The 18593-nt window shown below is 63.7% G+C and carries 16 protein-coding genes; 7 read left to right on the top strand and 9 right to left on the bottom strand.

All coding sequences use genetic code 11. From position 1 onward, the window contains the following. Window positions 1-2451, bottom strand: coding sequence for an FAD-dependent oxidoreductase (locus tag EN859_RS06900; RefSeq protein ID WP_127852858.1), 2451 nt, complete (start codon window positions 2449-2451; stop codon window positions 1-3). Next, the gene (locus EN859_RS06905; RefSeq protein ID WP_127852857.1) at window positions 2451-3335 is read right to left on the bottom strand and encodes a phosphotransferase family protein; all 885 of its coding nucleotides are present in this window, start codon (window positions 3333-3335) and stop codon (window positions 2451-2453) included. The genes EN859_RS06900 and EN859_RS06905 overlap by 1 nt, the downstream gene beginning before the upstream one ends. A gap of 433 nt (window positions 3336-3768) precedes the next feature. On the opposite strand from EN859_RS06905, the gene EN859_RS06910 reads away from it, so the two are divergent. The 7 genes from EN859_RS06910 to EN859_RS06940 all read left to right on the top strand — a co-directional run bounded on the left by EN859_RS06910 (window position 3769) and on the right by EN859_RS06940 (window position 11241). Next, window positions 3769-4545: a DeoR/GlpR family DNA-binding transcription regulator gene (locus EN859_RS06910; RefSeq protein WP_127852856.1), complete on the top strand. Its 777-nt coding sequence runs from the start codon at window positions 3769-3771 to the stop codon at window positions 4543-4545. 69 nt (window positions 4546-4614) lie between these two features. Next, window positions 4615-5541, top strand: a complete 927-nt coding sequence (locus EN859_RS06915) for a LysR substrate-binding domain-containing protein (RefSeq protein ID WP_127852885.1) — start codon at window positions 4615-4617, stop codon at window positions 5539-5541. 125 nt (window positions 5542-5666) lie between these two features. Further along, a complete protein-coding gene (locus EN859_RS06920; protein WP_127852855.1) occupies window positions 5667-6821 on the top strand; it encodes an ABC transporter substrate-binding protein in 1155 nt (384 codons plus the stop codon). Window positions 6822-7015: 194 nt separating this feature from the next. Next, window positions 7016-8014, top strand: a complete 999-nt coding sequence (locus EN859_RS06925) for an ABC transporter ATP-binding protein (protein ID WP_127852854.1) — start codon at window positions 7016-7018, stop codon at window positions 8012-8014. Beyond that, a complete protein-coding gene (locus EN859_RS06930) occupies window positions 8011-8979 on the top strand; it encodes an ABC transporter permease (RefSeq protein ID WP_127852853.1) in 969 nt (322 codons plus the stop codon). The genes EN859_RS06925 and EN859_RS06930 overlap by 4 nt, the downstream gene beginning before the upstream one ends. Then, the gene (locus tag EN859_RS06935) at window positions 8969-9784 is read left to right on the top strand and encodes an ABC transporter permease (protein WP_127852852.1); all 816 of its coding nucleotides are present in this window, start codon (window positions 8969-8971) and stop codon (window positions 9782-9784) included. Before EN859_RS06930 ends, EN859_RS06935 begins: the two co-directional genes overlap by 11 nt. Before the next feature lie 29 nt (window positions 9785-9813). Then, a complete protein-coding gene (locus EN859_RS06940) occupies window positions 9814-11241 on the top strand; it encodes a gamma-aminobutyraldehyde dehydrogenase (protein ID WP_127852851.1) in 1428 nt (475 codons plus the stop codon). Window positions 11242-11291: 50 nt separating this feature from the next. Here the strand turns inward: EN859_RS06940 and EN859_RS06945 are convergent, their stop codons facing one another. From EN859_RS06945 to fdhF, 7 genes are all read right to left on the bottom strand, one after another. After that, the gene (locus EN859_RS06945) at window positions 11292-11606 is read right to left on the bottom strand and encodes a hypothetical protein (protein ID WP_127852850.1); all 315 of its coding nucleotides are present in this window, start codon (window positions 11604-11606) and stop codon (window positions 11292-11294) included. Window positions 11607-11647: 41 nt separating this feature from the next. Next, a complete protein-coding gene (locus EN859_RS06950) occupies window positions 11648-12010 on the bottom strand; it encodes a nuclear transport factor 2 family protein (RefSeq protein ID WP_127852849.1) in 363 nt (120 codons plus the stop codon). A gap of 81 nt (window positions 12011-12091) precedes the next feature. Then, a complete protein-coding gene (locus tag EN859_RS06955) occupies window positions 12092-12565 on the bottom strand; it encodes a carboxymuconolactone decarboxylase family protein (RefSeq protein ID WP_127852848.1) in 474 nt (157 codons plus the stop codon). Window positions 12566-12674: 109 nt separating this feature from the next. After that, complete coding sequence (locus tag EN859_RS06960) at window positions 12675-14228, bottom strand: alpha/beta fold hydrolase (protein ID WP_127852847.1); 1554 nt, start codon at window positions 14226-14228, stop codon at window positions 12675-12677. A gap of 110 nt (window positions 14229-14338) precedes the next feature. After that, window positions 14339-14677 (bottom strand): formate dehydrogenase subunit delta, encoded by a 339-nt coding sequence (locus EN859_RS06965; RefSeq protein ID WP_127852846.1) that lies wholly within the window; start codon window positions 14675-14677, stop codon window positions 14339-14341. Then, window positions 14667-15497 (bottom strand): formate dehydrogenase accessory sulfurtransferase FdhD, encoded by an 831-nt coding sequence (gene fdhD, locus EN859_RS06970; RefSeq protein ID WP_127852845.1) that lies wholly within the window; start codon window positions 15495-15497, stop codon window positions 14667-14669. The genes EN859_RS06965 and fdhD overlap by 11 nt, the downstream gene beginning before the upstream one ends. Window positions 15498-15679: 182 nt before the next feature. After that, entirely contained in the window at window positions 15680-18589 is a 2910-nt protein-coding gene (gene fdhF, locus EN859_RS06980; protein ID WP_127852843.1) for a formate dehydrogenase subunit alpha, read from the bottom strand. Window positions 18590-18593 lie beyond the last annotated feature (4 nt).

An 18593-nucleotide genomic window follows, 5' to 3' on the forward strand; every position in this document is an offset into this window, starting at 1 on the left:
CTACGCTTTCACCTTTTCTCCGGCCGGATCGTAAAGCGGCTCGAGGTGGATCTTTGCCGGCGTTCGTTCCATCGCCACCACCAGCTCGTAGTCGCCGGAGGCGAGGAAATCATCGCTCACCCCATCGGCATTGCGCACATAGCCGTAGCCGATGTTCTTGTCCAGCGTGTAGCCATAGCCGCCGCTGGTCAGGTAACCGACCGGCTCGTTGTTGCGCAGGATCGTCTCGCGGCCGAGCAGCACGATCTCGGGATTATCGACGGTGAAGCCGGCAAAGCGTTTGTTCGGCGCCGCGCCGTTGATCTTTTCCAGCGCCCGCCGTCCGACGAAATCCGTGTTCTTTCGAAGCTTCACCGCCCAGCCGAGGCCGGCCTCCTGCGGCGTGTCATTGGGCGTGATGTCGGAGCCCCAGGCGCGGTAGCCTTTTTCCAGTCTGAGCGACTCCAGCGCCCGGTAGCCTACCGGGCGGATGCCGTATTTCCTGCCCGCCATCAGCGCATCGAAGATCTCGCCCGTCGCCGCGATCGGCACATGCAGCTCCCAGCCGAGCTCGCCGACATAGGTGACGCGTAGTGCCCGCACCGAGTGGCCGGCGACGGTAATCTCGCGCACATGGCCGAACGGGAAGCTGGTGTTCGATACGTCCGCATCCGTCACATCGGCCAGCACGTCCCGAGCGCGCGGCCCCATCAGTGACAGCGTGCCGAAATCCTCGGTGACATCGGTGAGCGTGACGTCGAGATCCTTGCCGACATGGTCCTCGATCCATGAGAAATCATGCGTACGGAAACCGGTGCCGGTGACGATGTAGAATTTTTCTTCGCCGAGCCGTGCCACGGTCAGGTCGGCCTCGATGCCGCCGCGTGTGTTGAGAAGCTGCGTGTAGGTCAGCCGGCCGACCGGCTTGTTGATGTCGTTGGCGCAGATCCAGTCCAGCGCCTTCAACGCGTCCGCGCCGGTCATTTCATATTTGGCGAAGGATGACTGGTCGAAGATGCCGACATTTTCGCGCACGTGACGGTGTTCGTCGCCGACCGGGGCAAACCAGTTCTGCCGGCCCATCGAATAGATGTCCTGTGGTTCCACGCCCTCGGGGGCGAACCAATTCGGCCGCTCCCAGCCGAGCTTCGAGCCGAACACGGCGCGATGCTTTTGCAGCCGTTCGTACAGCGGCGAGACGATGCGTGGCCGGCCGCTGACGTATTCCTCATGCGGAAAACCGATCGTGTAGTGCTTGCCATAAGCTTCCAGCGTGCGGTCGCAGACCCATTGCCGGTCGCGGTGCAGGTTGGAGAAACGCCTGACATCGACGACCCACAGGTCGAGCGGCGCCTCGCCGTCGACCACCCATTGCGCCAGCACCCAGCCGGCGCCGCCGCCGGCCGCTATGCCGAAGGCGTTGAAGCCGGCGCCGACGAACATGTTGGCGCATTCGGGCGCCACGCCAAGGATGAAATTGCCGTCCGGCGTGAAACTCTCCGGCCCGTTGATCATCTGCTTCACGCCGACATTGGCCAGCGCCGGGACACGCTCGATCGCCTGGTTCATATGCTGCTCGAAATGATCGTAGTCGTCGTCGAACAGCCGGAATTCCCAATCATCAGGCACGTCGCCGCCAGGAAGATCAGTAATCCAGGCCTGCGGGTTCGGCTCGTAGCCACCCATCACCAGCCCGCCGACCTCCTCCTTGAAATAGGTGCGGCGGTCGGGGTCGCGGATCGTCGGTGCGTCCGTTGACAGGCCGTCGATCTTTTCCGTGATGATGTACTGGTGCTTCACGGCCTGCAGCGGCACGTTGATGCCGGCCAGCGCTCCCACCTGCCGGGCCCATTGCCCAGCACAGTTCACCACCTTGTCACAGGCGATATCGCCCTTGTCGGTCTTCACCACGGTGATGCGGCCGTCCTTCATCTCGAAACCGGTGACGCGCATGTCCTCGAACAGCTTCGCGCCATGCATGCGCGCGCCCTTGGCGAGCGACTGCGTGATGTCGGAAGGGCTTGCCTGGCCATCGGTCGGTAGCCAGGAGGCACCGACGAGATCGCCGGTTTCCAGCAGCGGCCACATCCTCTTGACCTCGGCCGGCGACAGCAGCTGCATGTCCATGCCGAAGCTCTTGGCCGTCGTCGCCAGCCTCTTGTACTCGGTCCACCGGTCGGCATTGGTGGCGAGCCTGAGGCATCCGGTCATCTTCCAGCCGGTGGCGAGTCCGGTTTCGGCTTCCAGTCCCTTGTAGAGATCGACCGAATATTTGAGCACGCGCGTGATCGAGGCCGACGAGCGCAACTGCCCGACCAGCCCGGCCGCGTGCCAGGTCGAGCCCGAGGTCAGCTTGCCCTGTTCGAGCAGCACCACGTCGGCCTTGTGGTCGCGCGCCAGATGATAGGCCGTCGAACAGCCGATGATGCCGCCGCCGATAACGACGATCCCGGCATGGGTGGGCAAGGTCATTATTTCTGTATCCCGTATTTTGTTCTGTAGTTTTCCAGCGCGGCGTCGAGCCGCGTCAGGTTTTCCTGGGTATAGGCCACGTAGTCGATGCCCGGCGTGTCGAGATAGAGCTCGGAGACCATGCTCCACATCGCCTCACGCAGCAGCGACGCGCATTGCATGGCCGCATGCGAGCGGCGGATAGCTTCGTCCGGTTCCTTCATGAAATAGGCGGTCAGGAAGGCGAAGGATTCCTCATCGCTCATGCTGGCATTCGAGGCCGCGCCGGCAAGATCGAACATCGCCGTGTTGAAGCCGGCATATTCGAAATCGATCAGCCACAGTCTGCTGCCGTCGTCGAGAATATTTGCCGGCAAGAGATCATTGTGGCCGAAGACGATCGGCAGCAGTTTCTGCGCGCGCTCCAGCTCGTCCGCCAGCGTCAGCAACTGGGGCAGATCGCTTCGCTTGCGGCTGCCGCCTTCCTCCAGGGTGCGCGCATAGTCGCGAACGACATGGAACACCCAGAACATGAAACCGGCGCCGGAGATGTGATTGGGCATCTCGCGGTGAAAGCCGCGCAACAAGGCTGCAACGCGGCCGAGATTGGCACGCACATCCTCGGCGGCACAGGTCTTGGCGCCGAGGTATTCCGTCACCATGATGCCGGGCTTGGCGTAGCGGACCGCCGGCGCGAAACCGGCGGCATGTGCCGCTCGCGCGGTCATCAGCTCGCGTTCGCGAAAGACGTGGTGGAACGGATAGTCCTTGCCGAAGCGAACGACATGCCGTCCGGCCGCATCTTTGACCAGATAGTTTTCATTGCTCAGGCCACCCGGCAGTGGCTCGATATCGATGCTGCCGGTCCAGCAAGGCAGGGCGCGGATGCGGTCTTCGACAGTCACGGGTTCATCCCTCGTTTGGCGGAGGTTCGACAAAGCGCCACAATACAAAGATGGCCCGCTGGAGGGAGAACTGCGAAAGTCTCGTCGGTGCGGGACGCCGGGATCGGTATCCCGCACCGCACCGACGAGCCCCTGTGCCGGGTTCTTCGACGCCGGCATCCGCCCCCGCGGATTCGAAAAATTCCGTTTCGCTTGCGTCGGCCGGTTTCAGACGTTCGGGCAAGCGAGTTTGCGATCGGCTCAGCCATCATTTTTTCGTGGCAGTTTCCGAGCCTGTCACAGGAATAATGTCGCGCCATGCAGCTTGGCTTGTCAACGCAAATTTGTGGGCTTTTCTGCCTTTATGCCCGAACTCGCAAGGATTTCTTGTAACATGTGGCAGATTTGCCTTAGAAGCGGTCAGCGCACAAACAATCCGATTGGGTGAAACCCGATGATCCACTCGAAACGGCACGGCGAAATCCTTCGCCTCCTGACGGAGGAGGGCACCATCACCATCGCCAGCCTGGCCGACCGGCTGGGGGTGTCGCTGGAGACCGTGCGTCGCGACGTCAAGCCGCTGACCAATGATGGTTCGATCCTGAAGATGCATGGCGCCATCGGCCTGCCGTCGATGGCCGGCGAGGCGCCGTTCGAGCGCCGCATGCGCGAGAATGCCGACGCCAAACGCACCATCGCACGCATGGTCGCCGCCACCATCCGCGACGGCGAATCGATCATGCTCGACACCGGCACCACCACCTCGTTCCTGGCCCGCGAACTGCTCGGCCATCGGCGGCTGACGGTCGTCACCAATTCGTCCGACATCGCCCGCACGCTGGCCACCATCAACGGCAACAAGGTCTACATGGCCGGCGGCGAGTTGCGCAGCGATTCCGGTGCTGCCCTCGGTGTCTCGGCAATCGAATTCGTCAGCCGCTTTTCCGTCAGCCACGCGGTGATCTCCACCGGCGCCGTCGATGCCGTGACCGGCGTCATGGACTATGATTTGGAAGAGGCGGAATTTGCCCGCATGGTGCTGTCTCGCGGCCAGCGCTCGCTCGTCATCACCGACCACAGCAAATTCGGCCGCCAGGGGCTGGTCCAGGTCTGCGGCTTCGACGACTTTTCCGAACTTGCCACCGACCGGCCGCCGCCACGCGACATTGCCGCGGCCCTTGGCCAGGCCGGCGCGCGGCTCAGCATTGCGGGCGGCGAAACCGGGCTCTGATCTCCATTCGAAGATCAGCGACTGGCGTTCCCACTTCCCAGAGCCGCCTCCGCCGTGTTTAGTCCGGCAATGGCCTTCACCATCCGCCAATTACAGTTTTTCATCGCCGTCGCCGAGCAAGGCACGGTGTCTGGCGCCGCCCAGAACCTCTCGATCTCGCAGTCATCGGTCACCGAGGCGATCAAGGAACTCGAGCATGATCTTGGTGTCGAACTGTTCGAGCGTCACCCGCGCGGCCTCAACATCACCCATAAGGGCCACCAGTTCCTGCGCCACGCGACCAAGATCCTTGCCGACGTTTCCGACGCCCGCCGTGCCTTCTTCGGCGACCAGGTGGTGGCAGGCGGCCGGCTGCAGCTCGGCGTCACCTCGCTCGTCGCCGGCTATGTGCTGTCCGATCTGCTTGCCCGCTACCGCCGCGCCTATCCGGGCGTCGAGGTCTCGGCCATCGAGGACAATGGCGACTACCTCGAGCACCTGCTGATCGGCGGCAAGCTCGACATTGCCGTCATGGTGACGTCCAACCTGCGCGACCGCACCGCGCTGCAGTCCGAAATCCTCGAGGTCTCGGCCTACCGGCTGTGGGTGCCGCTCAGCCATCCGCTGGCCAGCGCCGACATTATCGGCATCGGCGACATCGCCTCGGAGCCGCTGATCATGCTCACCGTCGACGAGATCGAGGAGAACACCGGCAAGCTACTGGCCGCGATTGGCGCCAAGCCGAATGTCGCCTTCCGCACCCGGTCGGTCGAGGCGGTGCGCAGCCTTGTCGCCACCGGTGCCGGCGTGGCGTTGTTGCCCGACCTCGTCTATCGGCCGTGGTCGCTGGAAGGCGACCGCATCGAATCGCGCGATCTTTCGGGCTCCTTGCCGGTCGTCCAAGTCGGCATGGTCTGGCGCCGCGGCTCCGGCCTGCCGCAGGCCGCGCGCGACTTCATCGGCCTCGCCCAATCGCAGCGAATGGTCCGCCAGAGACCCGACAAGGTTGGCCGCTGATCTATCGGAAAAACCGATATCGCCTTTCTGATAAATGAATTTGCGAAACCGGAAATTTCACAGCACTTTCTCTGTCAGGGAACGAAAGCCGCCGCGAGTGCGGCCCCTCAAATGGGAGATCGACGATGAATTCATTCCTGAAGTCATGCACTGCGTTGACGGTCGCGCTGACCTTCTCCGGCCAGGCCATCGCCCAGGTCAAGGAGCTCGGCAAGGGTGAAGGCGAGGTCAACATCGTCGCCTGGCCCGGTTACATCGAGCGCGGCGAAACCGACAAGGGCTACGACTGGGTGACGTCCTTCGAGAAGGACACCGGCTGCAAGGTCAACGTCAAGACCGCCAACACCTCCGACGAGATGGTCTCGCTGATGAACGAGGGCGGCTTCGACCTCGTCACTGCTTCGGGCGATGCCTCGTTGCGCCTCGTCGCCGGCAAGCGCGTCCAGCCGATCAACACCGATCTCATCCCGAGCTGGAAGACGGTCGACGACCGCCTGAAGGATGCTCCCTGGTTCACCGTCGGCGGCGTCCATTACGGCGTTCCCTACCAGTGGGGACCGAATGTGCTGATGTACAATACCGACGTCTTCAAGGAAGCGCCGAAGAGCTGGAACGTCGTCTTTGAGGAAATGAAGCTGCCCGACGGCAAATCGAACAAGGGCCGCGTTCAGGCCTATGACGGTCCGATCCACATCGCCGATGCCGCCAACTATTTGATGGCCCACAAGCCGGAGCTCGGCATCAAGGATCCCTACGAACTGACCGAGGACCAGTACAAGGCGGCCCTCGATCTGCTGCGCGTCCAGCGCACCCTGGTTGGGCGCTACTGGCATGACGCCGCCATCCAGGTCGACGATTTCCAGAACGAAGGTGTCGTCGCCTCCGGCTCATGGCCTTACCAGGTCAACACGCTGGTTGCCGCCAAGAAGCCGGTCGCCTCGACCATCCCCGAGGAAGGCGTCACCGGTTGGGCCGACACCACGATGATGGAGGCCGACTCTGCCCACCCGAATTGCGCCTATATGTGGCTGGAACACTCGCTGTCGCCGAAGGTGCAGGGTGACGTCTCCGCCTGGTTCGGATCGCTGCCTGTGGTGCCGGCCGCCTGCAAGGGCAACGAGTTGCTCGGCGAAGACGGCTGCAAGACCAACGGCTACGACAATTTCGACAAGATCAAGTTCTGGAAGACGCCGGTGTCGAAATGCGCCACCCAAAACGACCAGTGCGTGCCTTACTATCGCTGGGTGTCGGACTATATCGGCGTCATCGGCGGACGGTGAGTTCATCTCGCTCTTTCTGAGAGCGCATCGCTGCCCCTCACCCTTACCCTCTCCCGTGAAGAACGGGGAGAGGGTATCGCGAGCGTTTCAGCCAGTCCCGTCTCCCCGTCACAATACGGGGAGAAGGTGCCGGCAGACGGTGAGGGGCAGCATGACCGCCTGAATTTGATGAGCCTGACAGATCAGGACAACCCATGACCTCAGCCGTTTCCTTCGCCAGAGTCTCCCGCCATTTCGGCAGCGTGCGCGCCGTCGATGCGGTCGACCTCGACATTGTTCCCGGCGAGTTCTTTGCCATGCTTGGTCCATCGGGTTCCGGCAAGACGACCTGCCTGCGCCTCATCGCCGGCTTCGAGCAACCGACAGCGGGCTCGATCGCGATCTTCGGCGAACGCGCCGAAGGCGTCCCGCCCTATCGCCGCAACGTCAACACCGTGTTCCAGGACTATGCGCTGTTTCCGCATCTGAACGTGCTCGACAACGTCGCCTACGGGCTGATGGTCAAGGGCGTCGGCAAGCCGGAGCGGCAGAAGGCAGCGGAAGAGGCGCTGTCGCTGGTGCGGCTTCCGGGCTATGGCGCCCGCCGCCCTGGTCAGCTCTCCGGCGGCCAGCGCCAGCGCGTCGCGCTCGCCCGCGCGCTGGTCAACCAGCCCAAGGTGCTGCTGCTCGACGAGCCGCTCGGCGCGCTCGACCTCAAGCTGCGTGAAAACATGCAGGAAGAACTGAAATCACTGCAGAAGGCGCTCGGCATTACTTTCGTCTTCGTCACCCACGACCAGGGTGAGGCGCTGTCCATGGCAGACCGCGTCGCCGTCTTCAATGACGGCAAGATCATGCAGATCGGCACGCCGGAGGACATCTACCAGCGGCCGAAGACGCGCTTCGTTGCCGATTTCGTCGGCTCCTCAAACGTGCTGCCGCCGGATTTCGTCCAGCGTTATTCCGGCCAGCATCGTTGGGGGAGCCTCAGGCCCGAATCCATTCGTGTTGGTAGCGCCGCCAGCGGCGACGGCGTTGCCGCCCGCCTCGTCTCGACCAACTATCTCGGCGCCACGACAAGGCTGGCGCTCGACGCCGGCGGGCTGAGGTTGCACGCCATCGTGCCGGCCGGCACTGCCTTGCCGGAGCAAGGCGAAGCGGTCGTGCTCACCTTCAACCGCGAACACCTGCATCTGATGGACGAGCCGGCATGAGTCTCGACGCGGCGATAACGACGAAAGTCGCGCCCGCTATCCTGCCCGGAAGCGGCGGCCTGCGCGGCGCGTTGTCGGACCTTTTTTGGCGCGAGCCGAAGCTCTTGCTGTTGCTCATGCTGCTGCCGCCGGTACTGTGGCTCGGCATCGTCTATATCGGCTCGCTGTTCGCGCTGCTCTTGCAGAGCTTTTTCTTGATCGACGAGTTCTCCGGGCTGATCAACCGCGAGTTCACGTTGAAGACCTATGGCGACCTGTTCCAGGCCGCCAATCTCGACATCATCCTGCGCACGGCGACGATGGCGGCCCTGGTCACTTTTGCCTCGGCGATCATCGCCTTCCCCATCGCTTATTATGCGGCGCGCTATGCGCGCGGCCGCTGGAAGGCGCTGTTCTATCTCGGTGTCATGCTGCCGCTGTGGTCGAGCTACCTGGTCAAGATCTACGCCTGGAAGCTTATCCTCGCCAAGGAAGGCATTCTCACCTGGCTGCTCGCCAAGCTCAATCTGCTGTGGCTGCTCGATGCCTGGCTGTCGCTGCCGGTCGTCGGCGGCAATTCGCTGTCGGTCTCCTTTACCGGCACCTTCATCGTCTTTGTCTATGTCTGGCTGCCCTTCATGATCCTTCCCGTGCAGGCAGCACTGGAGCGCGTGCCCAGCAATCTGGTCGAGGCCTCGTCCGATCTCGGCGCCTCGCCCGGCCAGACCTTCCGCAACGTGCTGTTTCCGTTGGCATTGCCCGGCATCGTCGCCGGCTCGATCTTCACCTTTTCGCTGACGCTCGGCGACTACATCATCCCGCAGATCATCGGCACGTCGCGGCTGTTCATCGGCCAGGCCGTCTATTCGCAGCAGGGCACCGCCGGCAACATCCCGCTCGCTGCCGCCTTCACCGTGGTGCCGATCGTCATCATGGGCTTCTACCTCTGGGGCGCCAAGCGCATGGGGGCCTTCGATGCGCTCTGATCGCTCACAATCCGCCCCTCTCGGCCTGAAAATCGCCGCTGCCTGCGGCTTGCTCTTCCTGCACCTGCCGATCCTTTTGATTTTCGTCTATGCCTTCACCACCGAGGAGAAGAGCTTCGTCTGGCCGCCACCGGCACTGACCACGCAGTGGTTCGCCGTCACCTGGAACCGGCCGGACGTATGGCAGGCGCTGTCGCTGTCGGTCCGGGTCGCGGCCATCTCGACTGCCATTGCCCTGGTCCTCGGCACGCTATGCTCGGCCGCTGTGTCACGAACCCAGTTCTTCGGCCGTGAGACCATCTCGCTGCTGGTCATCCTGCCGATCGCTCTGCCCGGTATCATCACCGGCATCGCTCTGCGCTCGGCCTTCGCGCTGGCCGACATTCCGTTCTCGTTCTGGACGATCGTGCTCGGCCACGCCACCTTCTGCGTGGTCGTCGTCTACAACAACGCTGTGGCCCGCTTCCGCCGCACCTCCGGCTCGATGATCGAGGCCTCGATGGACCTCGGTGCCGACGGCTTCCAGACCTTCCGCCATGTCGTGCTGCCCAACATCGCCACAGCGCTGCTTGCTGGCGGCATGCTTGCCTTCGCCCTGTCGTTCGACGAGGTCATCGTCACCACTTTCACCGCCGGCCAGCAGCAGACGCTGCCGATCTGGATGCTGGAGGAGCTGATCCGTCCACGCCAGCGCCCGGTCACCAATGTCGTGGCCATGGTCGTCGTGCTGGTGACGCTGCTGCCTATCCTTCTTGCCTATTACCTAACCCGCGACGGCGACCAGATCGCCGGTTCGAGCAAATGATGCCAAGAATCCGCAAGGGAGAGACTGCCATGGACACCCAGATGCTTATCGGCTCGAGATTCGAGAAAGGCACCGAGACCGAGGAACCGATCCTCAATCCGAAAACCGGGGCGACCATCCTCAACCTGCCCGAAGCCAGCCAGGCGCAGATCGAGGAGGCGGTGCTTGCGGCCGAAAAAGCCTTCGTCACCTGGTCGCGCACCACGCCGGCGCAGCGTGCCGGCTATCTCCTGAAGATCGCCGACCGCATCGAAGCGGAGGCCAAGGATTTCGCAACGCTCGAGGCGCTCAATTGCGGCAAGCCGATCAATGCCGTGCTCAACGACGAAATCCCAGCGATCGTCGACTGCTACCGCTTCTTTGCCGGTGCTGTCCGCTCGATGCCCGGCCAGGTTGCTGGCGAATACATTCCTGGCCACACCTCGATGGTCCGCCGTGATGCCATCGGCATCGTCGCCTCGATCGCACCGTGGAATTATCCGCTGATGATGATGGCCTGGAAGCTGGCGCCGGCTATCGGCGGCGGCAACACTGTCGTTTTCAAGCCCTCGGAACAGACGCCGTTGACCGCATTGAAGCTGGCGAAGATCCTTGCCGAGATCCTGCCCGAGGGCGTCGTCAACGTCGTGCTCGGCCGCGGCGACAGCGTCGGCAACACGCTGATCAACCACCCCAAGGTCAACATGATCTCGATCACCGGCGATGTCGCCACCGGCAAGAAGGTGCTGCAGGCCGCCGCCAAATCGGTCAAGCGCACGCATCTCGAGCTTGGCGGCAAGGCGCCGGTCATCGTCTTCGACGATGCCGATCTTGATGCGGTGGTCAACGGCCTGCGCGCCTTCGGCTACTACAATGCCGGCCAGGACTGCACCGCTGCCTGCCGCATCTATGCCGGCAAGAAGATCTACGACAAGCTGGTCGCCGATCTCTCTTCGGCCGTCTCGACTATCAAGTACAACCGTCCCGACGATACCGAGAACGAGATCGGGCCGCTCATCTCACGCCGCCAGCGCGACCGCGTATCGAGCTTCGTCGAACGCGCCTCGGAGCTGAAGCACATCGAGATCACCACCGGCGGCAAACCGGGCGAAGGTTCCGGCTTCTTCTACCAGCCGACCGTTGTCGCCGGCGCGCTGCAGGAAGACGAGATCGTGCGCCGCGAAGTGTTCGGGCCGGTTGTCTCGGTCACCCGGTTTTCGGAAGTCGACGAGGCGGTGAACTGGGCCAACGACAGCGACTACGGCCTGGCGTCGTCGGTTTGGACCAAGGATGTTTCGCGCGCCATGGCGACGGCTGCCCGGCTGCAATATGGCTGCACCTGGATCAACACGCATTTCATGCTGACCAACGAGATGCCGCATGGCGGGATGAAACAATCCGGCTACGGCAAGGACATGTCGCTCTATGCCTTGGAGGACTACACCGCCGTCCGCCATGTCATGGTAGCGCATGGCTAGCGCCTTCTACCTCGTCCCTTGTGGAGGCGAGGTAGAGGGTGCTGCGCTCACTACTCCACAATGCGATAGATGTTCCACAGGCTGGTGCCCGACACGACATAGGGCTCCATCTCCTTGCCCCATTTGGCGTGCGCCTCGATCTTGCTGATCTTGGCGAAGAACTCCTCCAACTGGGCGAGACTTTCGACCTGGTGGTGTGACTCGACCGTCGCCTCCCGTGCACCGATCGATCCGGTCATGATCTGGAACTTCAACTCGTCGAGACCGACCTGCGAGCCGATCTCGCGCTCCCATTTCTTCAACAGTTCGAGCACGGTCTGCTTGTGCCCGAACTTCGCATCGATCTGCCACCTTGCGCTGAACATGTTGGTTCTCCTCCGAGATTCGGCCCGTGGGCCATGATTGATTACTCGTCCCAGGCCTGCACGACGGTCTGCCGCGCAATCCGCCCGTTGTTCAGCTCCAGCATCGCTGCGGCGAACACCTTCGTGCCATCCGGATAGGCGCACGCCTGGGTGAAGGCGAGGCTGTTGCCGTCGGCGATGGTGGTGTCGACCTTGTGGGTCATCGCCCGGCTGCAGATGTCGTCCCAGAACGTGGTGATCGCCGCACGTCCGCGGATTTCGCGTGGCTTGCTCGGTGGGTTGTTGCGGTCGATCACCCGCACCAGGGCATCGTCGGTATAGAAGCTCGACAGCATCTTTCCATCACGGCCTTCGATCGCTTTCTTGATCGCCGCGCCGTCAACGGCCTGTGTCTTGGTCAGCATTTTATCCTCCATGGCCCGTCTTCACGATCGGGCGTTCGATTGCACAGACACTGCCCGGCGCTGAGCGCCGGGCAGCGATTTTTATTGCGACTTCGCCTTGACGGCAGCGAACACCTCGTCGCTCTGCTGCTTGAACGTCGCGAGATCGACCTGGCTGCCGTTGAGCATCGTCGACCAGTGGCGCACGATCGCGGCCATTGCCACCGCCTCCTTGATCTCCTCGTCGGTGGCGCCGTTGAGCTTGGCCGCCTGAGTGTGGAAATAGATGCAGTACTGGCACGGAATCTGCGACGCGACAGCGAGGCCCATCAATTCCTTGGTCTTGCCGTCGAGCGCGGTGTTCGGGTTGAGCTGAACCCCCTTAATCTCGGCCCAGGCGCCGGCGACAGCGACGTCCGGAAGGGTCTTGAACATGTCTGGCACAGAGCCGAGCGTCGCTTGGATATCCTTGTAGGCAGCCGTCGCCGAGGCATCCTCGGCCTTGGCCGGAGAAATAGCGAGCAGCGCGCCAAACCCCGCCGCCGTCGCAAGCGATTTGATCTTCCACCTCAGCATTTTATCCTCCGTTTGCAGCACTTTCCCGGCGACATCCGCCTGGCCTGCGTGGGGAGAATTGATAGCGCCTATGCTCCCTCGGCCGCTTCGCCCGAAAGCGCCATGGCTCTCATGGCCCATCCGGGCCAGCGTGCCTGGCAGAAAATGCCGCTGCCGCGGCCCGCGATGGCAGGTCCAGCTTGAGCAGTATGTTGGCGACGTGGCGCTTGACCGTGTGCTCGCTCAGCCTCAATTCCGCGGCAATCGCGGCGTTGCTCTTGCCGTCGGCAATCAGGCTCACCACCTCGCTTTCGCGCGCCGTTAGTGCGGTTGGCTCAGCCGGTCGGGTTTTGGCATGGCAGGCCGGTTCCAGATGCTGCTCCGACATCGCCAGGACCAGCGCCAGCGGCTCGTCCAGTTCGTCGAGCGCGATGTGCCCGGCGTCAGTGAAATGAACGCCCGAGCCGGTTGCCAGATCGGCGACCAGCCGCGAGGCGAGAATGTCGCCGCGGCCGGCATGGGCGGCAAGCTGCGTCGTCACGCGCGCCGTCAGCCCCACTGGTGGTCCGCGCAATTCGATCTCGCCGACATGCACCCCCTGGGCGCTGGCCATGCCGATTTCCTGCGCGGCGTAGCGCAGCGCCGCCGCGCAGCGTAAGGCGCGCGCAGGGCTGTCGAAGCGTGAGATAATCAGCTCGCCATGCGTGCCTGCCGAACGGCCGCCATGACGCCCGACCAGCAGCCGCCAGGTTTCCTGGAAGCGCTGGCTGCGTTCGCTCCACATGCGGTCGCCAAGCCGTGCCGTGTCGTAGACGCGGGTCACCAGAAGCGTGGCCAGCACGCGTTCCACCTCGGCCACCGCGCGTTGGCCGGTCAGGAACTCCTCGATCTCATCGGCCACCCGGTCGACGTCACCGGTCCAGATCGGGTGGTCGCGCCCGGGTACCTCGACCAGCCGCGCATTCGGGATCTTTTTGGCCAGGAAGCGGCTAGCATCGGGGTCGACCCGCGCATCATTGCGGCGGTGGAGCAGCAGCGTCGGTGCGCTGATCGCCCCTAGCACGCTGCGCACATCGATACCCGCATTCATGCGCGCCAGTGCCGCCGCTGCCGTCGGGCTCGCCGACAATCGCTCGAAGCGCCCCCACCAAAGCGCGAAACGCGAATCGTCAACCCGGCCGGGCGCAAAATGCGGCAAGGTGGCGCCGGTGCCCCATGCCGTCTCCGCCATCTCGATGAAGGCGTCGAGGCGTTCCGGCGGCATCACCCATTTGTGAAAATGCGCATAGCCGCCGTAGAGCACCAGAGCCCGCGTCCGCTCCGGATAGGTGGCGGAGAACAGCATCGCCATCGGCGCGCCTTCCGACGCACCGAGCAACGCCGCGCGGCCGCTGCCGGCGGCGTCCATCACCGCGCGTACGTCGTCCATGCGGGTTTCGAGGCTGGGCAGGTGGTGGGCATCGACGCGGTCCGACAGGCCCGTGCCGCGCTTGTCGAACAGGATCAACCGCGAGAACGCCGAAAGCCGCCTCAGAAGTCGACTGTAGCCTTCGTCTTCCCAGTGCAGGTCGAGATTGGAAATGAAGCCGGGGACCAAGACAAGATCAAACGATCCCTGGCCGACCACCTGATAGGCGATCCGCGCATCGCCACTACGGGCGTATCGAGTTTCGATCGGCCTCACGAGATTGTCCGCCCGGCCCGACGATTTCTGATCGCCGACAATAGCGCGGCGCTTGCGGCAGATCAAACTTTAGAGAAAGGGAATATAGGTAGAAGGAGTCCTGAAAAGCCCTACTTCTGCGAAGCGGCGCTCGCGGCTTTCGAGGCCGCCGGGCCCTTGCCGCCCGGAGCGCCGCGCTCGCCGGCCACGAAGCCTGCTTCTTCCGGCGCGCCCGGTCGCTTGATCTTTGCCGCAGCAGCCACGACAAGTTCGTTGAACCCTTCGCCGCCATGGTCCAGCATCTCGAACAATTGCCGCCGCATCCTCGGTTCCCAGAACTTGTTGATATGCTCGGCAACGCCGGCAATGCCTTCATCGCGCGGCTTGGAATGGAAGAAGGCTGCGATCTGGTTGGCCATGCGGACCAGCTTTTCGCTGGTGCTCATGATGTGGCCTTCGTCATGCGACATGCTTGGCAACTCCGGAAACCACCCGCTCGGGATGGGTGAAGATATCGAAATCGTCGCCGCGCACCAGCGCCACCAGCGTCATGCCGGCGTCCTCGGCGGTGCGGATGGCAAGCGCCGTCGGCGCCGAGACGGCGATGATGAAGGGGGCACCGATCGCCGCCGTTTTCTGCACCATCTCGACCGAAACCCGCGACGTAACGACGACAGCCCCCGAAGCACCGCCGATGCCGGCCCTCGCGAGCGCGCCGGCCAGCTTGTCGAGCGCGTTGTGGCGGCCGACATCCTCGCGCGCCAGGACGATGCCCTTGCCGGGGAGGTAGAAGCCAGCAGCATGGACCGCGCCTGTCTCGGCGTGCAGCGGCTGCACCTTCGACAAAAGCTTGACCGAGCGGACGATGTCGTCGGCCTGAAGCGTAAGCTTTGACGAACCGACTGCCTCGACCGAGCGCATCGCTTCCTCGATCGACTCGATGCCGCACAACCCGCAGCCGACCGGGCCGGCGAGCCTGCGCCGCCGCGCCTCGAAGCGGGTGTTGGCCTGATCTTTCAGCCGGATCTGGATGTCGATGCCGGCACCGAGGTCCTCGACCTCGATCGCCTCGATCTCTTGCGGGTCGGCAATGATGCCTTCGGTCAGCGAGAAGCCGAGCGCGAAATCCTCGAAATCGGCGGGGCTTGCCATCATCACCGCATGGGTGGTGCCGGCAAAGGAAAACGCCACCGGCGTCTCCTCCGGCACCATGCGATTGGCAGCCGCAGTGCCGCCAGCGCGGTGCGCGAGGCGCGAGATCTGAGTGATGGCGGGGCGTTTGCGGGTCAAAGGGCACCCCCCTCTGGCCTGCCGGCCATCTCCCCCTCAAGCGGGGAGATCGGACGTCGCGCCGGTTTTCGCCAATCGCCGACGTTGCAGGAAGGATGGTGAGCATGACGCTGCCAATCTCCCCCCTTGAGGGGGAGATGGCCGGCAGGCCAGAGGGGGATGCTCCGGCAGGACACCGGACGCTACTCCGCCGCTTCCAGCGAAGCGATGCGGCGGCTGCGCTTCGCCTGCTCGTCATATTCGCGCTGCCATTCCGACGGGCCGTTTGACGGACCGACCTGCACGGCGGTGACCTTGTATTCCGGACAGTTGGTCGCCCAGTCGGAGAAGTCGGTGGTGATGACGTTGGCCTGCGTGTCCGGATGGTGGAAGGTCGTATAGACCACGCCGGGCGATACCCGCTCGGTGATCAGCGCGCGCAGCGTCGTCTCGCCCGAGCGGCTGGTCAGCCGGACCCAATCGCCGTCGCGAAGGCCCCGGTTTTCGGCGTCGTGCGGGTGGATCTCCAGCCGGTCCTCGCTGTGCCACACGACATTGTCGGTGCGCCGCGTCTGCGCGCCGACATTGTATTGCGACAGGATGCGGCCGGTAGTGAGCAGCAGCGGGAAACGCGGTCCGGTCTTTTCGTCGGTCGCCACATATTCGGTGCGGATGAACTTGCCCTTGCCGCGCACAAAGCCGTCCATATGCATGATCGGTGTGCCCTGCGGCGCCTTCTCGTTGCAGGGCCACTGCACCGAGCCCATCCTGTCGAGAAGGTCGAAGGAAACGCCGGCGAAGCTCGGCGTCGTCCTGGCGATCTCGTCCATGATCTCCGACGGATGCTGGTAGTTCCAGTCGAGGCCGATCGCCTGGGCGAGCTTTTGCGTCGTTTCCCAGTCGGCATAGGTGCATTTCGGCTCTATCACCTTGCGCACCATGTTGATGCGGCGCTCGGCATTGGTGAAGGTGCCGTCCTTCTCGAGGAAGGTCGAGCCGGGCAGAAAGACATGCGCGTAGTTGGCCGTCTCGTTGAGGAAGAGATCGTGCACCACCACGCATTCCATCGCCGCCAGGCCGGCGGCGACATGCTTGGTGTCAGGGTCGGACTGCAAGATGTCCTCGCCTTGCACATAGAGGCCCTTGAACGAACCGTCGACGGCTGCGTCCAGCATATTGGGGATGCGCAGGCCGGGCTCGTCGTCGAGCTTGACGCCCCACAGGCTCTCATAGATCTCGCGCACCGCCTCGCCGGAGATATGGCGGTAGCCCGGCAATTCGTGCGGGAACGAACCCATGTCGCAGGAGCCCTGCACATTGTTCTGGCCGCGCAGCGGGTTAACGCCAACGCCCGGCCGGCCGATATTGCCGGTCGCCATGGCGAGGTTGGCAATGGCGATGACGGTGGTCGAACCCTGGCTGTGCTCGGTGACGCCGAGGCCGTAATAGATCGCGCCATTACCGCCGGTGGCATAAAGGCGGGCGGCGGCGCGGATTTCTTGCGGTTCGACGCCGGCAAGCGGACCGACGACTTCCGGGCTGTTCTCGGGCAAGGCGACAAACGCCGCCCAGTCCTGGAACTCAGCCCAGTCGCAGCGCTCGCGGATGAAGGCCTCGTCGAACAGGCCTTCCGTGACGATCACATGCGCCAGCGACGTGAGTACCGCTACGTTGGTGCCGGGCTTCAACGGCAGATGATGCTGTGCTTCGATATGGGCGGAGCGCACGACGTCGGTGCGGCGCGGATCAAGCACGATCAGCTTGGCGCCCTCCTTCCCGGGCGAGCCGCGCAGCCGCCTTTTCATGCGCGAGGCAAACACCGGATGAGCGTCGGTCGGATTGGCGCCGATGATCATGATGACGTCTGCATGGTCGACCGAATCGAAATCCTGTGTGCCGGCAGAGGTGCCGAAGGTCTGGCCAAGGCCATAGCCGGTCGGCGAATGGCAGACGCGGGCGCAGGTATCGACATTGTTGTTGCGGAAGCCCTGCCGGACAAGCTTCTGGACGAGGTAGGTTTCTTCGTTGGTGCAGCGCGACGAGGTGATGCCACCGATCGAGGTGCGGCCGTACTGGTACTGGATGCGGCGGAACTCATTGGCGGTGTGGCTGAGCGCCTCTTCCCACGACACCTCGCGCCACGGATCGGAGATCTTCTCGCGGATCATCGGCTTCAGGATACGGTCCTTGTGCGTTGCATAGCCGTAGGCGAAGCGGCCCTTGACGCAGGAGTGGCCGTGATTGGCCTTGCCCTCCTTGTAGGGCATCATGCGAATGACCTCGTCGCCCTTGACCTCGGCCTTGAACGAGCAGCCGACGCCGCAATAGGCGCAGGTGGTGACGCTCGAGCGCTCCGGCAGGCCTTTCGCCAGCACGGATTTTTCCCTCAGCGCATCGGTCGGGCAGGCTTGCACGCAGGCACCACAGGACACGCATTCGGAATCGACGAACGCCTCGTGCATGCCGGCCGAGACCCTGGATTCGAAGCCGCGGCCCTCGACAGTCAGCGCGAACGTGCCCTGCACCTCCTCGCAAGCGCGCACGCAGCGCGAGCACACGATGCACTGCGCTGCGTCGTAGGTGAAATAGGGGTTCGACTCGTCACGCGCGATGTAGTCGATGGCCAGCGAGCCGTTGCCGGGCGCCACATGGTTGCGGCCGTCCACACCATAGCGGTTCTCAGTCAGGCCGACCGTCTTGACGACCTTGTCGAACTCGCTGGCGCCGGTGCCGGCCTTCTCGTTCCAGCCGACAGGATGGTCGGAGACGTAGAGTTCCATCACGCCGCGCCGGATGGCATTGAGGCGATCAGTCTGCGTGTGCACAACCATGCCTTCGCCGACCGGCGTCGTGCAGGAGGCCGGCGTGCCGCCGCGGCCATCGATCTCGACGAGGCAGACCCTGCAGGAGCCGAACGAGTCCAGCATGTCGGTCGCGCAGAGCTTCGGGATTTCGACGCCCGCTTCCATCGAAGCGCGCATGATCGAGGTTCCCGCCGGCACCGTCACTGACTTGCCGTCGACCGTCAGCGTCACCTGCTGTTGCGCTTCCGAGGCGGGCGTGCCGTAGTCGATTTCCTGGACCAGCGATTTGATATCGAATGCCGCGTTCATGCCT

It is taken from the genome of Mesorhizobium sp. M00.F.Ca.ET.216.01.1.1 (genome assembly GCF_004010325.2).
In the GTDB taxonomy this organism is placed as follows: Bacteria; Pseudomonadota; Alphaproteobacteria; order Rhizobiales; family Rhizobiaceae; genus Mesorhizobium.

Excerpts from the sequence above, each read along its gene's own strand:
- EN859_RS06920 (WP_127852855.1), top strand. The coding sequence starts at position 5,667 with ATGAATTCATTCCTGAAGTCATGCACTGCGTTGACGGTCGCGCTGACC.
- EN859_RS06925 (WP_127852854.1), top strand. The coding sequence starts at position 7,016 with ATGACCTCAGCCGTTTCCTTCGCCAGAGTCTCCCGCCATTTCGGCAGC.
- EN859_RS06910 (WP_127852856.1), top strand. The coding sequence starts at position 3,769 with ATGATCCACTCGAAACGGCACGGCGAAATCCTTCGCCTCCTGACGGAG.
- fdhF (WP_127852843.1), bottom strand. The coding sequence starts at position 18,589 with ATGAACGCGGCATTCGATATCAAATCGCTGGTCCAGGAAATCGACTAC.
- EN859_RS06950 (WP_127852849.1), bottom strand. The coding sequence starts at position 12,010 with ATGCTGACCAAGACACAGGCCGTTGACGGCGCGGCGATCAAGAAAGCG.
- EN859_RS06955 (WP_127852848.1), bottom strand. The coding sequence starts at position 12,565 with ATGCTGAGGTGGAAGATCAAATCGCTTGCGACGGCGGCGGGGTTTGGC.
- EN859_RS06940 (WP_127852851.1), top strand. The coding sequence starts at position 9,814 with ATGGACACCCAGATGCTTATCGGCTCGAGATTCGAGAAAGGCACCGAG.
- EN859_RS06915 (WP_127852885.1), top strand. The coding sequence starts at position 4,615 with ATGGCCTTCACCATCCGCCAATTACAGTTTTTCATCGCCGTCGCCGAG.
- EN859_RS06935 (WP_127852852.1), top strand. The coding sequence starts at position 8,969 with ATGCGCTCTGATCGCTCACAATCCGCCCCTCTCGGCCTGAAAATCGCC.
- EN859_RS06965 (WP_127852846.1), bottom strand. The coding sequence starts at position 14,677 with ATGTCGCATGACGAAGGCCACATCATGAGCACCAGCGAAAAGCTGGTC.
- EN859_RS06945 (WP_127852850.1), bottom strand. The coding sequence starts at position 11,606 with ATGTTCAGCGCAAGGTGGCAGATCGATGCGAAGTTCGGGCACAAGCAG.
- EN859_RS06930 (WP_127852853.1), top strand. The coding sequence starts at position 8,011 with ATGAGTCTCGACGCGGCGATAACGACGAAAGTCGCGCCCGCTATCCTG.
- EN859_RS06900 (WP_127852858.1), bottom strand. The coding sequence starts at position 2,451 with ATGACCTTGCCCACCCATGCCGGGATCGTCGTTATCGGCGGCGGCATC.